This is a genomic window from Pseudomonas corrugata (assembly GCF_050920615.1).
Taxonomy (GTDB): Bacteria; Pseudomonadota; Gammaproteobacteria; order Pseudomonadales; family Pseudomonadaceae; genus Aquipseudomonas; species Aquipseudomonas corrugata.
In genome coordinates, this window is record NZ_CP130434.1 from 4,912,331 (window position 1) to 4,928,345 (window position 16,015).

Sequence of the window (16,015 nt, forward strand, 5' to 3'; positions counted from 1 at the left end):
GGGCAAGCATTGCTCCCACAGGGTAAACACCGTACCTGTGGGAGCAAGGCTTGCCCGCGATTGCGCGGGATCAGCCGCCGATGATCTTCATGATGGTCGCGCCCCCGGAGAACGCCACCTCTTGCTTGTCCCCCAAGGCCTTGACCAGCAACCGCTGAAGGGCCGGCAGCGCCTGATGACGGGGCTTGTCCAGAAGATCACCGACAAAGTGGCGGTTGCTGGAAGACAGGCAACCATGCAACCAGCCTGTGGAAGACAACCGCAACCGCGAGCAAGTGCGGCAGAAAGGCACGCTTTCGTTGGCGATCACACCGAAATAGCCCATGCCTGGGATCTCGTAGCGCACCGCCGTCGCATCCACCGGCGCGTCGGCTTGCAGGTATTCGTACTGGTCGCCGATCAGGCCCAACAGTTGTTGCAGGCTGACAAACTGCTGCAAAAACCCATTGGAATCGCTGGCCAGGTGCCCCATGCGCATCAGCTCGATGAAGCGCAGCTCATAGCCACGCTCCAGGCAATAATCAAGCAATGGCATCACCTGATCCAGGTTTTGCCCGCGCAACGGCACCATGTTGACCTTGATCTTCATGCCCGCTGCGTGGGCCTGGTCCATGCCGTCGAGCACCGTCGCCAAGTCGCCGCCACGGGCGATGCTGCGAAACGCAGCGGGGTCCAGGGTGTCGAGGGAAACGTTGATGCGGCGAATGCCCGCCTCCACAAGCAAAGGCAACTTCTTCGCCAACAGCTGGCCGTTGGTGGTCAGGCTGATGTCCTCCAGCCCCATCTGTCCCACCGCCGTCATGAAGCGTTCGAGCTTGGGGCTGACCAACGGCTCGCCCCCGGTGATGCGCAATCGTTCGATGCCGGCGGCTTCGATCAGGTAAGCCACGCCACGCGCCATCGCCTCGGCCGACAACTCGTCCTGCGCGGCCACCAGACGCTTGCCGTCGGGCACGCAATAGGTGCAGGCATAGTTGCAGGCGGAAGTCAGGCTGATCCGCAAATTGCGAAAACGCCTGCCCTGACGGTCAACGATCATGGATGACTCCGGCGAAAGAAAAATCGGACTTGCGAAACTTGACCTAGAATTCAGGTTTTCGCAAGACCCAAGCCTGAGTATATTACTGGGGCACTGCGCCATGTAAGCGGACATGGCGCAATCAGGTATCTGAATGCCTTAACTGCTCGGTACGTCGGTATCACGCTTGCGCTTGTTGCCCATGCGCACACCGATGTCCATCAGGAACTGGAAGAAACCCTCCTGATCCTCCAGCACGTTGCTCCAGAACGGCGAGTGGTACAACGCCACCGCACCATGCACCAACGCCCAGGCAGCGCAGTAATGGAAGTAAGGCGGCACGTCTTCGAGCTTGCCTTCGCTGATCCGGCCCTTGATCAGCAACGTCAGGCGCTCGAAGTTCGAAGCCCGGATCTTGTGGAGTTCCTCGACCATCTCAGGCACCTGGTTGCCCTTGACCACCTTCTCTTCCAGGCGGTCGAACAAACGGTAGCGCTGGGGATCGCGCATGCGGAATTCAAAGTAGGCCCGGGACAGCGCCTCCTTGTCCTTGTCCACATCCGCCGAATGCAGCAATTCGTTCAAATCGCGCTCGTAATCGAGCATCAGGCGCAGGTAAATCTCCGCCTTGGATTTGAAGTGTTTATAAATCGTGCCTTTGCCGATACCCACGGCATCCGCAATCATCTCGACGGTGACGCTGTCTTCGCCCTGGTCGAGAAACAACTTGAGTGCGGTGTCGAGAATTTCCTGCTCGCGGCGGCGAAACTCACGGACCTTACGAGGTTCTTTGTGCATAAGAAAAAGGTCTGAAGGTCAAAATTCGAAGCCGGGTATTATGCCTAACTTACGCAAAAATGCACGGATCATCCGTTCCCGGCCATAGTTCTTAACAAAATCGTACAACATTGGCTCGCCGCTGCTTACGCCATCGCGTCGCCCCGACAACCGGTGGCGACAGTGAGAACTTATCCGAAGCGAGCGTATTCCAAATTTGTTTAAAAACCGCCCCGACCAAACTGGACGCGTCGGCATCCTGATCAATACTTGAACTGTCGGTGCGTCATCTCCCCCAAGTGACGCGCCGGTAAAGGTACCAAAGGACCGTGTGCCTTTGTTTTACTCCTAATGGTCTTAACCCGGATTCACCCCCCAGAACCCGGGTTTTTTTTGCTCGAAATTCAAGCCTTTACCGAACCGACATGAGCCAGCGGAAACAGCCGCTTGAAATTCTCTGTCGTCTGGTCAGCGAACCGCTCGTAGGACTCCCCGCGCAGCATTGCCAGGAACTCCGCCACTTCCCGTACGTATTGCGGAAGATTCGGTTTGCCGCGATACGGGATCGGGGCCAGGTACGGCGAGTCGGTTTCCACCAGCAGGCGATCGGCCGGCACCCTGCTGGCTACGTCGCGCAAGGCATCGGCATTACGGAACGTGACGATCCCGGACAGGGAAATGTAATAACCCATGTCCAGCGCCGCCTTGGCCATGTCCCAGTCTTCGGTAAAACAGTGCAGCACGCCGGCCTGGGGCAGCGCAGCGTCGCGCAGCAAGGCCAGGGTGTCGGCCCGGGCACCCCGGGTGTGGATGATTACCGGCTTGCCGGTCTGCTTCGCGGCGTCCAGGTGCAGGCGGAATGAGGCCTGCTGCACCTCGGCGGCTTCCGGCTCGTAGTGATAGTCCAGGCCGGTTTCACCGATGGCGACGACTCGCGGATGGTCGAGCTCACGCAACAACCAGTCCAGGGCCGGCGCAGCATCGGGCTGGACATCCAGCGGATGGACGCCGACCGAACAATCGACGTCCTCATAACGGTCGGTCAGGACCTTGACGTCGGCGGCATTGTCGGCGCTGACACCGATACACAGGAAGTGTCCGACGCCCCGCTGACGGGCAGCGTCCAGCGCTGCATCCAGGGAACCGCCATGGGCGGCCAGGTCGAGACGATCGAGGTGACAATGAGAATCTACAAGCATAAAGGGTCGGGCTACATCGTATGGGTGGGACGGTCGGACTTCAGGGTTCCGGCCAGGTGGGTTTCAATCTGATTGCGGGCCGAGCTGTCGCCGTCATTGAACTGCACGCCGACGCCGGCTGCTCGATTGCCCTGGGCACCTTTGGGGGTCATCCAGATCACCTTGCCGGCAACCGGGATCTTCTCCGGTTCATCCATCAGGCTCAACAACATGAACACCTCATCACCCAGCCGATAATGCTTGTTGGTGGGGATGAACAGGCCGCCGTTCCTGATGAAGGGCATATAGGCGGCGTAAAGCACCGATTTATCCTTGATGGCCAGGGACAGGATGCCGTTGCGCGGTCCGGGACTGACAGGTTCGTTCATGCTGATCTCCGCTGCGATTGAGCTGAGTCTAGCCTCAGTACGAAAAGCCTTGATACTTGTTCATGCTGCGTTGAAAACAGCCTCGGAATGCTCATGTACTCCAGTACACTGCGCTTCCTCGGCTGTTTTCGCCTTGCCTGACCTTCGTCTCAAGACTTTTCGTACTGAGTCTAGGAGCCTTGGCGACGTCTGTCAGTTACGACCCGGCAAACTCGCCCACTGCACCAACAGCGCCTCAAGCAACAGCACCCGGTTGAGGTTCGCCTTGCTCAGCACCTTCTGACGTTGGGCAAGCAACCAGTCCTGAATGTTCAAGATTTTGTCCTGGCTGCTTTTTTGCGCCAGGTACTGAATCACTTTGCGCATATCCGCCAGCCCGAGGCCCGCCTCATCTTCGGTGAGCTGATAGCGCAGGATCAGGCTCGACCAGTCGCAGAACCAGTCGAACAGCAACAGCAGCGGGACCGCGTTCCACCCCTCGGCCAATTGCGTCGGCGATTGCTGCTGCTTGAGCAGCTTCTTCACACCGTCCACCACCAATGCCCGCTGTTCACGCACACCCTGGGCCTGAAGACTGACGGCCGCCAGGGGCGAACCGGCGGCGAGGGTCAGCAATTCGACACGCTCGTCATCGGTGCTGTCGGGCAGGGCCTGGGCCAGCCACTGCAAACTCATCGCCTCGCTCGGCAATGGGCAGGCTTGTTGCACGCAACGGCTCTTGATGGTTGGCAGCAAGCGGCTCGGCTGGTGACTGACCAGCAAGAGGATGGTGTCACCGGAAGGCTCTTCGAGGCTCTTGAGCAAGGCATTGGCGGCGTTGATGTTCATCGACTCGACGGGCTCGATCAGCACCACCTTGCGTCCACCCAGCTGCGAAGTCTGGACCACGAAACTGACCAGGTCACGGACCTGGTCGACCTTGATCGCCTTGTCCGCCTCCTCCGGCTCCAGCACATAGTTATCGGGATGGCTGCCAGCCTTGAGCAGCAGGCAGGACTTGCACTCGCCGCACGCGTTCGAGGCGCCCGGGCGCTGGCACAGCAGGTGGGCCATCAGGCGTTCGGCCAGCGCTCGCTTGCCGATCCCGACCGGACCATGCAGCAGGTACGCATGGGCATGCTGGGCACGACCGGCCAGTTGTTGCCAGAGACCGTCCTGCCAGGGATAGGCTTCAGCCACGGACACGCTCCAGCAGACCTGGCACCAGGCTGTCCAGCGATTGCTGGACCTGGGTCAGCGGCTGGGCGGCATCGATCAACAGGTAACGCGCCGGATCGGCCTTGGCACGGCTCAGGAAGGCGTTGCGCACGGCATTGAAGAATGCCTCGCCCTCAAGCTCGAAACGATCCAGCCGACCACGGGCGCTGGCACGGGCCAGGCCGATTTCCACCGGCAGGTCGAACACCAGCGTCAGGTCCGGTCGCAGGTCGCCCTGGACGAAGGTTTCCAGTGCCGCGATGCGCTCCAGGGACAAGCCCCGGCCACCACCTTGATAGGCATAGGTCGAATCGGTAAAGCGATCGCAGAGCACCACTGCGCCACGGGCCAGGGCCGGACGAATCACCTCGGACAGGTGTTGTGCCCGGGCGGCGAACACCAGCAACAGCTCGGTGTCGGGGTTCATCACTTCTTCGGCCGGCGCCAGCAGCACCTCACGGATCCGCTCCGCCAGCGGCGTACCGCCCGGCTCGCGGGTCAGCACCACCTCGATCCCCGCAGTACGAAGGCGTTCGGCCAGGAATTCGCGGTTGGTGCTCTTGCCGGCGCCCTCCGGGCCCTCCAGCGTTATAAACAAGCCAGTCACGGGCAGTCCTTAGTCAGAGTCATTGCGGGCTCGGGCGCTCGTCAGCATTCGGTTCAGGAGCAGGCTTCTCGGGTTGCACCTGGGGCAGGGCATCGGGGGCCGTATCAGGCGAGGCAGCGGGAATCGGCGCCGAGTCGTCCAGCGTAGCCGGAGCCGGACTGGAGCGATAGTCGGCGCGACGTTTGAGTTGGTATTCGCGCACCGCGTTGTTGTGCTCATCCAGATTGTTGGAGAACACGTGGCTGCCATCCCCGCGCGCGACGAAGTAAAGGCTGTTGCCCGACGCTGGATTCAACGCGGCATGAATCGCCTCGCGCCCCACCATTGAAATCGGCGTTGGCGGTAGCCCGGGCACCATGTAGGTGTTGTAGGGATTCTCTTCCTTCAAATGGGCACGGGTGAGTTTGCCGGTGTAGCGCTCGCCAAGGCCATAGATCACCGTGGGGTCGGTCTGCAGCAGCATGCCCATGCGCAGGCGACGCACGAACACACCGGCGATCTGACTGCGCTCCTGAGGTACGCCGGTTTCCTTTTCCACAAGGGACGCCATGATCAGCGCCTGGTAAGGCTGTGTGTAAGGCACATCGGCGGCGCGTTCGGCCCATTCCCTGGCCAGCACGTCTTCAAGCCGATCATACGCCTTGTTCAGCAGATCAACGTCCGACGTCCCGCGCACGAAGCGATAGGTGTCCGGGAAAAACCGTCCTTCAGGGAACACTCCGGAATGTCCCAGCCGATCCATCACCTCGCTGTCACTCAAGCCGGTGAGGGTCTGCTGGAGTTTTTCATCCTTGGCCAGGGCAGCACGGACCTGACGGAAATTCCAGCCTTCCACCAGCGTCAGGCTGTACTGCACCACCTCGCCGCGTTTCCATACGCCGATCAGGTTCTCCATGGTCATGCCCGGCACCATCCGGTATTCACCGGAGTGCAGTGGCTGGCCGGCGAGATTGAAACGCCAATACACCCTCAGCCAGAACGCGTCCCTGATCAGGCCGTCGGCCTCGAGACGATAGAAGGTTTTGGTCGGGGTGGTCCCGTTAGGGATCTCCAGCAGTTCTTCCTGGGTGATGTTCAGCGGCTGTTGCAACGCCGAATGAATTTTCCAGGCCGAAGCGCCCCACAGCAGCCCTGCCAGAACCAGGCCGGTTTCCAGCAACAGCAAGAATTTACGTCTCACGAATCAAACATCCAATAACGCGCGGGCAAGGGTCTGCAGTTTACGGGTGAGCGGCCCGGCCGACCAGCGCGTCGAACCGCATGCGCGCACCGGCCATACGCCATACACGCTGTTGCAGACAAAGACCTCATCGGCCTGGTGCAGTTGCTCGAGGCGGATATCGGCCACTTGCGTGGCGATGCCCTGTGACTCGGCTTGAAACAATAATTCGGCACGCATCACGCCTGCCACGCCGCACCGGCTCAGATCAGCAGTCACCAACACCCCATCGCGTACGATAAACAGATTGCTGAAGACCCCTTCGATCACGCGCCCGGACATATCCAGCATCAGACCCTCGGCGTGCTCCGAGTCGGTCCATTCGGCGCGAGCCATGACCTGTTCAAGACGATTGAGGTGTTTGAGGCCGGCAAGCAGTGGCTGCTCGGACAAGCGGGTCGCACAAGGAAACAGGGAAACGCCCCGCTCGGCATGAGCAGCAGGATAAGCCGCCGGCGGATTCCCTTGCAGGATGCGCCGAGCCTGGACCGAGGGGACAGCGGCATAACCGCGCTGGCTGTCGCCACGGGTCACGATCAGCTTCAGCACCCCTTCACCCAGGCGTTGCGCATAGGCGTTCAGTTCAGTGCTCAATGCCCCTTTGTCGACATTGAGCGCCAACCGCCGGCAGCCCTGCTCGAGCCGCTGCAGATGACGCTCCAGCAGCGTCGGCACACCGTCGCGCACGGCGATGGTTTCAAACAACCCATCGCCATAAGCCAGGCCGCGATCCTTCAGCGATAAAACGTCAGCCGGCTGACCGTCGACCCAGCTGTCCATCAGCCGGCGAACCGGCGGAACACCAGCGAGCCGTTGGTGCCGCCGAAGCCGAAGGAGTTGGACAGCACTACATCGATGTCCATGCCTCGGGCGGTGTGCGGAACGAAGTCCAGGTCGCAACCTTCGTCCGGCTCGTCGAGGTTGATGGTTGGCGGCGCAACCTGGCTGTTGATCGCCAGCACGCTGAAGATCGCTTCCACCGCGCCGGCGGCGCCCAGCAGGTGACCGGTCATCGATTTGGTCGAGCTGACCGCCAGTTTGTAGGCATGCTCGCCGAAGACGGTCTTGATCGCCTGGGCTTCGGCCAGGTCGCCCGCCGGTGTCGACGTGCCATGGGCGTTAATGTACTGCACCTGTTCGCTATTGATCTTCGCGTCACGCAGGGCATTGGCGATGCATCGGGCAGCACCGGCGCCATCGGCCGGCGGCGACGTCATGTGGTACGCGTCACCGCTGGTACCAAAGCCGATCAACTCGGCATAGATGGTCGCGCCACGCGCCTTGGCGTGCTCCAGCTCCTCGAGCACCAGCGCACCGGCACCGTCGGACAGCACAAAGCCATCGCGGCCCTTGTCCCAAGGTCTGCTGGCACGGGTCGGCTCGTCGTTGCGGGTCGACAGTGCCCGAGAGGCACCGAAGCCGCCCATGCCTAGGCCACAAGCCGCCATCTCGGCGCCGCCAGCGATCATCACGTCAGCTTCGTCGTACATGATGTTGCGCGCGGCCATGCCGATGCAGTGGGTACCCGTGGTGCATGCCGTGGCAATGGCGTAGTTGGGTCCCTGTGCACCCAGATGGATGGACAGGAAACCGGAAATCATATTGATGATCGAGCCCGGCACGAAGAACGGAGAAATCCGCCGCGGCCCCGAATCATGCAGCGTGCGGCTGGTTTCTTCGATATTGGTCAAGCCGCCAATACCCGAACCCATGGCCACGCCGATGCGTTCACGGTTGGCATCGGTGACTTCCAGGCCGGCATTACGCACTGCCTGAAAACCGGCAGCCAGGCCGTATTGAATGAACAGGTCGAGCTTTCGGGCTTCCTTGACCGACAGGTATTCCTCGACATTGAAGCCCTTTACCGAGCCGCCAAAACGGGTGGAATAGGCAGAAAGGTCGGTGTGTTCGATCAGACCAATGCCACTACGGCCAGCCAGAATGCCCTGCCAACTGCTCGGCACATCCGTGCCCAGTGGCGACAACATACCCATACCGGTGACTACGACGCGTCTACGCGACACAGCACTCTCCTTTTTCTAATGACGACTTTTCATCAGGCCTAAAGAAAAAACCGCACGCCGTGATGGCAGTGCGGTTTTTCCATGACAGCGAGCGACGACTAAAAACGATCAGCCTTGCTGGCTGTTTACGTAGTCGATAGCCAGCTGAACAGTGGTGATTTTTTCAGCTTCTTCGTCAGGGATTTCGGTCTCGAATTCCTCTTCCAGAGCCATCACCAGCTCAACGGTGTCAAGGGAGTCGGCACCCAGGTCTTCAACGAAAGATGCTTCATTCTTGACTTCATCTTCCTTAACGCCCAGTTGCTCGGCAACGATTTTCTTGACGCGCTCTTCGATGGTGCTCATACCTTGTTTTCACTCCTAATGGACAATTCAGGCAACTGGCCGGTGGGTAAGTGTATAGAAAGGCTTTTCGATTTTTCAACCGAAAGCTTTTCCTTCGAACCCTGACGGCCCGCCGCCTATAAATAAGTTGCAGCTTTATAACGGATTTTAGACAGCTCGTATGACATTTTTTTGAAGCAATCCGTCACATTTAACTCATGTACATCCCGCCGTTCACCGGGATTGTAGCTCCGGTCACGTATGCCGCAGCGTCGGACGCAAGAAAAGCGACCACGGACGCGATCTCTTCGGCCTGCCCCAGGCGCCCCAGCGGAATTTGTGTCAACAAGGCTTCACGCTGAGCTTCCGGCAGTTCGCGGGTCATGTCGGTGTCGATGAAACCCGGCGCGACCGAGTTTACCGTAATCGAGCGCGAACCCACTTCACGCGCCAGCGCCCGACTGAAACCTTCCAGACCGGCCTTGGCCGCAGCATAGTTTACTTGGCCGGCGTTGCCCATGGCACCTACAACCGAACCGATACTGATGATCCGCCCCCAACGAGCCTTGGTCATGCCGCGCAGAACGCCCTTGGACAGCCGGTACAGACTGTTCAGGTTGGTATCGATCACGTCGAACCATTCGTCATCTTTCATGCGCATCATGAGGTTATCACGAGTGATACCGGCATTATTGACCAGGATAGCCGGGACACCGAACTGCTCCTGGATACTGGCCAATACCGCCGCAACGGATTCGTCGCTGGTGACGTTCAGCTCAAGACCAGTGCCTTGAATACCGTTTTCCTTCAGGGTCGCGGCGATACGCTCGGCGCCCGAAGCGGAAGTCGCGGTGCCGACAACGATGGCGCCTTGGCGACCCAGTTCCAGGGCAATGGCCTGGCCGATGCCGCGGCTTGCACCGGTCACCAGTGCAACTTTACCTTGCAGACTCATGCAAGCTTCTCCTGTTCAGGCCTGCGCTGCACGGGCGGCAGCGAAAGCGTCTGGGGTGTTGAGATTGGAAGTCGACACGCCTTCGGCGCAGCGTTTGTTCAGGCCGGCCAGCACCTTGCCAGGGCCACACTCGACCAGTTCGATCGCACCCTTGGCCGCCAGGGTCTGCACCGATTCGACCCAGCGAACCGGCTTGTAGAGCTGCTCCAGCAGATCACGCTTGAGGGTCTCAAGGTCTGGCGCCACATCAGCGCTGACGTTCTGCACCACGGGAATCTGCGGGGACTGCCAATCAATGGCGGCAATGGATTCGGCGAAGCGCTCGGCAGCAGGACGCATCAATTCACAGTGCGACGGCACGCTGACCGGCAACGGCATGGCGCGCTTGGCACCACGGGCCTTGCAGCCTTCGATGGCGCGTTCGACCGCAGCCTTGGCACCGGCGATCACGACCTGCCCCGGGGAGTTGAAGTTAACCGCACTGACCACATCGCCTTGCGCCGCCTCGGCACAGGCTGCCAGCACATCGGCATCGTCCAGGCCGAGGATCGCAGCCATGCCGCCCTGCCCAGCCGGAACGGCCTCCTGCATCAACTGGCCACGACGCTCCACCAGTTTCACCGCGTCGCCCAGGCTCAGGCTGCCCGCAGCGACAAGGGCGCTGTACTCTCCCAGGCTATGACCGGCAACAAAGGCCGGACGCGCACCACCTTCAGCCAGCCAAAGACGCCAAAGGGCTACCGAGGCGGTCAGGATGGCCGGCTGGGTTTTATCGGTTTGATTGAGTTGCTCTTCGGGCCCTTGCTGGGTCAGTGCCCACAAGTCATAGCCGAGTGCATCGGACGCTTCTTTGAATGTTTCGAGGATCAGCGGGTATTGCGCGCCCAGCTCGGCCAACATGCCGAGGGACTGCGAGCCCTGTCCTGGAAAGACGAATGCGAGGGAAGCAGACATGAAAACAAAGCCCCTAATGATCTTGTCGCCAAAAATTGACGCCCCGTGGGGCGCTAGGAAACTGACAGTTGGATGGCGGGTTGAACCGACCGGTCACATTTAAGCATTGTCGGACGAAAACGCCTAAGTTAACAAATCTTCGAGACGTCCATGAAGGCGTTCGGGCAGGTTTTCCTGGATTTCTATCACGGCCCGGTTGATAGCGCTTTGAAAACCCTGCACGCCCGCCGAACCATGACTCTTGATCACAATACCCTGCAGCCCGAGAAAACTGGCCCCGTTATGCCGCGCCGGCGCCAGGTCCGCCTGCAGGCGACGCATCAAGGGCAGCGCCAGGGCACCCACCACCCGTGAGACCAGACTCTGCCGGAACAGGGTCTCGATCCGCTCGCCAATCATGGTTGCCAGGCCTTCACTGGATTTGAGCAGGATATTGCCGACGAAGCCGTCACATACCACCACGTCCGCCTCGCCCCGGTACAAACCGTCGCCCTCGACGAAACCGATGTAGTTGATTCCCCGCGCGTTCTGCAACAACGTGGCAGCCAGCTTGACCTGCTGGTTGCCCTTGATGTCTTCGGTTCCAATGTTCAGCAACGCCACGCGAGGACGCACAATACCGAGGGTTTCAGCCGCCACCGAGCCCATCACTGCAAATTGCAGCAGGTGCTCGGCGCTGCAATCGACATTGGCACCCAGGTCCAGCAACTGGCAAAACCCTCTCCGGGTCGGAATGGCCGCGACCATCGCCGGTCGGTCGATGCCCGGCAGAGTCTTGAGTACATAGCGCGACAGCGCCATCAGCGCCCCGGTATTGCCAGCACTGACACAGGCCTGCACCTTGCCGTCGCGCAGCAGCTCAAGGGCCACCCGCATCGACGCGTCAGGCTTGCCGCGCAAGGCCTGGGCCGGCTTTTCGTCCATGGTGATGACTTCGCAGGCAGGGGTAATCGTCAGGCGCGCGCGATCCGCTGCCGTCCGGCCGCTGAGCATTTCTTCAAGAAGGGAGGGTTGACCGACGAGGGTCAGGTGCAGCGAGGGTGTTGCATTCAAGCAAGCAAGGCTGGCCTGAACAATGCTGCGGGGACCGAAGTCCCCGCCCATTGCGTCAATTGCGATGACTTGAGCGGACAAGGATTACTCGTCAGCGCCCTTGTCGATCACTTTACGACCACGGTATACGCCTTCTGGCGATACGTGGTGACGCAGGTGAACTTCACCAGTGGTTTTTTCTACAGACAGGGTGCTAGCCTCGAGAGCGTCGTGCGAACGGCGCATGTCACGGGCAGAGCGGGATTTTTTGTTCTGCTGAACAGCCATAATTGATTAACTCCTAAACGTTTGGGTCACGCTTTAACTGCGCCAATACACTGAACGGGTTGGACCGCGTTACCTCGTCCTCGCTCGGTTCGGGTTCATCTGCTCCCGCCGGCTGCTGGCATTCTTCCGGATGATGAGCAGGCACAATGGGCAAGGCGAGCAGAAGCTCCTCCTCGATCAGTGACTGCAGATCCAATGGATCTTCGCCCAGTTCCAGCACGTCATAACCTTTCGGCAACGACTGGGTATTCGCACCCTCCTTCACCACGGCGTAACTGCATTCGCTGTGGATCGGCAGGGTGACCAGCTCAAGACAACGCTGGCAAACCATTTTGACTTCAGTGTCGATAAAGCTGTGGATAACCACAGATTTACGTTCATCTCGTTCAAAAACGAATTTGGCCTGGACCGTACCGACATCATCGGAAAGCGGGTCGCAGAGTCTCTTCAAATCGGCCAGCAGCAGTTCACCTTGAAGGGTGGTGCCACGGTCAGCCAATTTGCGCGGGTCAACGTGAGGTGGAATCGGGTCATTCAACATAGGCGCAGCATTATAGGGATGCCCCCGCCCATGTCAAAGGAAATTCAGCCCTGTCCGTCACTTGCGCGCCTCGCTAGAATTCGCCCCTGACTTTTGGAGATGCCCATGCTGCCTTTATTACTTGCCTCCAGCTCGATCTACCGCCGGGAATTGCTCGCTCGCCTGGGGCTGCCATTCGTCTGCCGCTCGCCGGACATCGACGAAAGTCATCGCCCCGGCGAGCCTCCCCGGGCACTGGTAGAGCGCCTGGCCCGGGAAAAGGCCCTGGCACTGGCTGAAAGCCACCCGGCACACCTGATCATCGGTTCGGACCAGGTCGCTGTGCTCGGCGAGCGCATCCTGGGCAAACCCCACACCTTCGACAATGCCCGCGAACAACTGCTGGCCGCCAGCGGGACCAGGGTCACATTCCTGACCGGCCTGGCATTGCTCAACAGCCAGACCGGCGCCTGCCAGGTCGATTGCGTGCCCTTTACCGTCAACATGCGCACGCTCGACCCGGAACGGGTCGAGCGCTACCTGCGGATCGAACAGCCTTATGATTGCGCCGGCAGCTTCAAGGCCGAGGGCCTGGGGGTGAGCTTGTTCCAGAGCACCGAAGGCCCCGACGCCACCAGCCTGGTCGGCCTGCCCCTGATCCGCCTTGTGGATATGTTGCTGGCGGAGGGCCTGCAAATCCCCTGACAGGACCACCCTGTAGGAGCTGCCGAGCGAAGCGAGGCTGCGATCCCCCCCCTGACACTTGAGTCTCAAGCGAAAGATCAAAAGATCGCAGGCTGCGCCAGCTCCAACAAGGGCAATCAGCGCAATGCCGGCCCCTGGAACCCCATCCACATCGCCAGGCGCTCGGCAATGCTCGCCCCCAGCTTCTTCGAGAAACGATCGAGCGGCGACTCTTCGACGGTGAAGTCCACCAACTCCTTCTCACCGATCACATCCCGCGCCACCGAACTGGCACTGCCCAACCCGTCAATCAGCCCCAGGGACAACGCCTGCTCTCCGGACCAGACCAGACCGGAGAACAGCTCCGGGTGATCCTTGTCCTTGAGCCGGTCACCCCGCCCTTTCTTGACGCTGGCGATGAACTGCTTGTGAGTCGTATCGAGCACCCCCTGCCAGAAAGCGGTTTCTTCCGGCTTCTGCGGCTGAAAAGGATCGAGGAAGGATTTATGCTCACCGGCGGTGTACACCCGACGCTCGATACCGAGCTTGTCCAGGGTCTCGACAAAACCATAACCGGCAGCGGTTACACCAATGGACCCCACCAGACTGGCCTTGTCGGCATAGACCTGATCCGCCGCACTGGCAATGTAGTAGGCACCGGAAGCACCCAGGTCGGCGATCACCGCATAGACCTTGATATCCGGATGCGCCGCACGCAGGCGAACGATCTCGTCATAGACGTAGCCCGCCTGCACCGGACTGCCGCCCGGACTGTTGATGCGCAGCACCACTCCCTTGACTTTCGAATCCTCGAACGCTGCCTGCAGACTGCCAATTATGTTATCCGCGCTCGCCGCCTCCTTGTCCGCGATCATGCCTTCGATATCGATCACCGCGGTGTAGGCCGAACCGCTGCCGGGATTCTTCTTCAGATCGATCGCCTGGATAATGACCCCCAGCCCGACGAAAAGATAAATAAAGACCAGGCACTTGAAGAAGATACCCCAGCGGCGCGCACGTCGCTGCTCCTGTACCCCGGCCATCAGGGTCTTTTCCAGCAACTTCCAGCTCTTGTCGTCACCGTTGTCAGCGCTTGCCTTGGCCGGTGCCTTCCATTCATCGGTCATACTTGCATCCTTCAACAAATTTAATCGGGGTGCCGGCTCAGCCAGGCATGCAACTCAGGAAAATGGTCTATTGCCAGTCTCGGCTCGAACGCCCGTAGCGCCTCGATCGTCTGCGCGCCATAACTGACCGCCACCGAACCCATGCCGGCGTTGCGAGCCATCTGCAGATCGAACGATGAATCCCCCACCATCAGCGCCTGCTCCGGGCGCACCTCGCAATGCGCCAGGATCTGCTCGAGCATCAGCGGGTGCGGCTTGCTGGCGGTCTCATCGGCGGCACGGGTGATATCGAAATAATCCTCCCAGCCATGAGCCTTCAGCACCCGATCGAGTCCGCGACGAGCTTTCCCAGTGGCAACGGCCAGGTGATAACCCTCCGCTCGCAATGCCCCAAGCGTATCTGCCACACCCTCGAACAAGGGCGACGGCTCCGCCTCCAGGGCAATGTAGTGGTCGGCGTAATGCTGGCGGAAAATCGTCAGCGCATCGTCATCGATGTCCGGATACAGGCTGCGAATCGCTTCCGGCAATCCAAGACCGATGATGCCTTTTACCGCAAAGTCATCGCGCCTGGCAAAACCCGTGCGGTCAGACGCGACATGCATCGACTCCACGATCCGACCAATTGAATTGGCCAGGGTGCCATCCCAATCGAAGATCAGGAGCTTGTAGTCAGGGCGCACTCAATCGCTCCACAGTCTTGGCCCACATGGCGTCCACGGGTGCCTGCAACTTCAGCTCACCCCCATCGGGCAGCGGTACGGTGAGCATATAGGCATGAAGAAACAGGCGTTTTCCGCCCAGATCCCGGATCTCGCGGCTGAAATCGTCGTCCCCGTATTTGGGGTCACCGGCGATGCAATGACCGGCATGCAATGTATGAACACGAATCTGGTGGGTACGACCGGTCACCGGCTTGGCCTCGACCATAGTGGCGAAGTCACCGAAACGCCGCAGCACCTTGAATACGGTGAGCGCATCCTTGCCCTCGTCGTTGACCTCGACCATGCGCTCGCCTGAGCGCAGGTTACTCTTGAGCAATGGCGCACGGACCTGCTTGATGGACGTCGCCCAATGCCCCCGCACGAGAGCCATATAGCGCTTGTCGATGCCGTCACCGCGCAGTTGCTCGTGCAAATGGCGCAGCATGCTGCGTTTCTTGGCGATCATCAGCAGCCCGGAGGTGTCGCGATCCAGGCGATGAACCAACTCCAGCTCCTTGGCGTCCGGCCGCAACTGACGAAAGGCTTCGATCACGCCGAAATCCAGGCCGCTGCCACCGTGAACCGCGATGCCTGCGGGCTTGTTGATCACAATCAGCGCTTTGTCTTCATAGATGATCGACTCTTCCAGGCGCTGCAGCAGGCCCTGGGCAACCGGCACCGGTTCATCGCGCTCGGGCACGCGAACCGGCGGCACGCGCACGATATCGCCGGCCTGGAGCTTGTACTCAGGTTTGATACGACCTTTGTTCACCCGCACCTCGCCCTTGCGCAAAATGCGATAAATCAAGGTCTTGGGCACGCCCTTGAGCCGAGCGAGAAGGAAGTTATCGATTCGTTGGCCGGCATATTCCGGCGAGACCTCGAGCAGTTGAACGCTCGGGGTCGAAGGGGCAGTAGTCGTCATGGCGGCGATCATAACAATTTTTTATGGAATTGAAGCACTTAATCATTGCTGCTATAGTCGCGAACGCCGCCAAAAGTGGCTGGACAGCGGACT

The 16,015-nt window shown here is 60.1% G+C and carries 19 protein-coding genes; 1 reads left to right on the forward strand and 18 read right to left on the reverse strand.

Features of this window, described 5'->3' with window-relative positions; genetic code table 11:
* Positions 1 to 70: 70 nt before the first annotated feature.
* The 15 genes from QZH45_RS21790 to QZH45_RS21860 all read right to left on the reverse strand — a co-directional run bounded on the left by QZH45_RS21790 (position 71) and on the right by QZH45_RS21860 (position 12,503).
* Positions 71 to 1,039, reverse strand: coding sequence for a GTP 3',8-cyclase MoaA (locus QZH45_RS21790; RefSeq protein WP_024776897.1), 969 nt, complete (start codon positions 1,037 to 1,039; stop codon positions 71 to 73).
* 138 nt (positions 1,040 to 1,177) lie between these two features.
* A complete protein-coding gene (locus QZH45_RS21795) occupies positions 1,178 to 1,816 on the reverse strand; it encodes a TetR/AcrR family transcriptional regulator (RefSeq protein WP_003204240.1) in 639 nt (212 codons plus the stop codon).
* Positions 1,817 to 2,199: 383 nt separating this feature from the next.
* On the reverse strand, positions 2,200 to 2,994 hold the full coding sequence (locus QZH45_RS21800) for a TatD family hydrolase (RefSeq protein ID WP_055135253.1): 795 nt from the start codon (positions 2,992 to 2,994) through the stop codon (positions 2,200 to 2,202).
* An 11-nt stretch (positions 2,995 to 3,005) separates the two neighbouring features.
* The gene (locus tag QZH45_RS21805) at positions 3,006 to 3,362 is read right to left on the reverse strand and encodes a PilZ domain-containing protein (protein ID WP_024776899.1); all 357 of its coding nucleotides are present in this window, start codon (positions 3,360 to 3,362) and stop codon (positions 3,006 to 3,008) included.
* Positions 3,363 to 3,554: 192 nt separating this feature from the next.
* Positions 3,555 to 4,541 (reverse strand): DNA polymerase III subunit delta', encoded by a 987-nt coding sequence (locus QZH45_RS21810; RefSeq protein ID WP_024776900.1) that lies wholly within the window; start codon positions 4,539 to 4,541, stop codon positions 3,555 to 3,557.
* Positions 4,534 to 5,166 carry a dTMP kinase gene (gene tmk, locus QZH45_RS21815; protein WP_024776901.1) on the reverse strand — a complete coding sequence of 211 codons (633 nt, stop codon included), beginning with the start codon at positions 5,164 to 5,166 and terminating at the stop codon, positions 4,534 to 4,536. The genes QZH45_RS21810 and tmk overlap by 8 nt, the downstream gene beginning before the upstream one ends.
* Before the next feature lie 19 nt (positions 5,167 to 5,185).
* Positions 5,186 to 6,346 carry an endolytic transglycosylase MltG gene (gene mltG, locus QZH45_RS21820; RefSeq protein ID WP_024776902.1) on the reverse strand — a complete coding sequence of 387 codons (1,161 nt, stop codon included), beginning with the start codon at positions 6,344 to 6,346 and terminating at the stop codon, positions 5,186 to 5,188.
* A 3-nt stretch (positions 6,347 to 6,349) separates the two neighbouring features.
* The gene (gene pabC / locus QZH45_RS21825; protein ID WP_024776903.1) at positions 6,350 to 7,165 is read right to left on the reverse strand and encodes an aminodeoxychorismate lyase; all 816 of its coding nucleotides are present in this window, start codon (positions 7,163 to 7,165) and stop codon (positions 6,350 to 6,352) included.
* Positions 7,165 to 8,409 (reverse strand): beta-ketoacyl-ACP synthase II, encoded by a 1,245-nt coding sequence (gene fabF / locus QZH45_RS21830; protein WP_024776904.1) that lies wholly within the window; start codon positions 8,407 to 8,409, stop codon positions 7,165 to 7,167. Before fabF ends, pabC begins: the two co-directional genes overlap by 1 nt.
* A gap of 108 nt (positions 8,410 to 8,517) precedes the next feature.
* Entirely contained in the window at positions 8,518 to 8,754 is a 237-nt protein-coding gene (gene acpP, locus QZH45_RS21835; RefSeq protein ID WP_024776905.1) for an acyl carrier protein, read from the reverse strand.
* 190 nt (positions 8,755 to 8,944) lie between these two features.
* A complete protein-coding gene (gene fabG, locus QZH45_RS21840; RefSeq protein WP_024776906.1) occupies positions 8,945 to 9,688 on the reverse strand; it encodes a 3-oxoacyl-ACP reductase FabG in 744 nt (247 codons plus the stop codon).
* A 15-nt stretch (positions 9,689 to 9,703) separates the two neighbouring features.
* The gene (fabD, locus tag QZH45_RS21845; protein ID WP_024776907.1) at positions 9,704 to 10,642 is read right to left on the reverse strand and encodes an ACP S-malonyltransferase; all 939 of its coding nucleotides are present in this window, start codon (positions 10,640 to 10,642) and stop codon (positions 9,704 to 9,706) included.
* A 123-nt stretch (positions 10,643 to 10,765) separates the two neighbouring features.
* Complete coding sequence (gene plsX, locus QZH45_RS21850; protein ID WP_080686185.1) at positions 10,766 to 11,776, reverse strand: phosphate acyltransferase PlsX; 1,011 nt, start codon at positions 11,774 to 11,776, stop codon at positions 10,766 to 10,768.
* A gap of 3 nt (positions 11,777 to 11,779) precedes the next feature.
* The gene (gene rpmF / locus QZH45_RS21855) at positions 11,780 to 11,962 is read right to left on the reverse strand and encodes a 50S ribosomal protein L32 (RefSeq protein ID WP_003179396.1); all 183 of its coding nucleotides are present in this window, start codon (positions 11,960 to 11,962) and stop codon (positions 11,780 to 11,782) included.
* A gap of 13 nt (positions 11,963 to 11,975) precedes the next feature.
* Positions 11,976 to 12,503 (reverse strand): YceD family protein, encoded by a 528-nt coding sequence (locus QZH45_RS21860; protein ID WP_003204262.1) that lies wholly within the window; start codon positions 12,501 to 12,503, stop codon positions 11,976 to 11,978.
* Positions 12,504 to 12,608: 105 nt separating this feature from the next.
* On the opposite strand from QZH45_RS21860, the gene QZH45_RS21865 reads away from it, so the two are divergent.
* The gene (locus QZH45_RS21865; protein ID WP_024776909.1) at positions 12,609 to 13,187 is read left to right on the forward strand and encodes a Maf family protein; all 579 of its coding nucleotides are present in this window, start codon (positions 12,609 to 12,611) and stop codon (positions 13,185 to 13,187) included.
* Between the two features lie 116 nt (positions 13,188 to 13,303).
* Here QZH45_RS21865 and QZH45_RS21870 read toward each other — a convergent pair whose 3' ends face one another.
* The 3 genes from QZH45_RS21870 to rluC are packed head-to-tail and all read right to left on the reverse strand — an operon-like array spanning position 13,304 to position 15,922.
* Positions 13,304 to 14,293, reverse strand: coding sequence for a S49 family peptidase (locus tag QZH45_RS21870; RefSeq protein ID WP_053190756.1), 990 nt, complete (start codon positions 14,291 to 14,293; stop codon positions 13,304 to 13,306).
* Between the two features lie 20 nt (positions 14,294 to 14,313).
* Positions 14,314 to 14,976 (reverse strand): HAD-IA family hydrolase, encoded by a 663-nt coding sequence (locus QZH45_RS21875; RefSeq protein ID WP_024776911.1) that lies wholly within the window; start codon positions 14,974 to 14,976, stop codon positions 14,314 to 14,316.
* Positions 14,966 to 15,922: a 23S rRNA pseudouridine(955/2504/2580) synthase RluC gene (gene rluC / locus QZH45_RS21880; protein ID WP_024776912.1), complete on the reverse strand. Its 957-nt coding sequence runs from the start codon at positions 15,920 to 15,922 to the stop codon at positions 14,966 to 14,968. The genes QZH45_RS21875 and rluC overlap by 11 nt, the downstream gene beginning before the upstream one ends.
* Positions 15,923 to 16,015 lie beyond the last annotated feature (93 nt).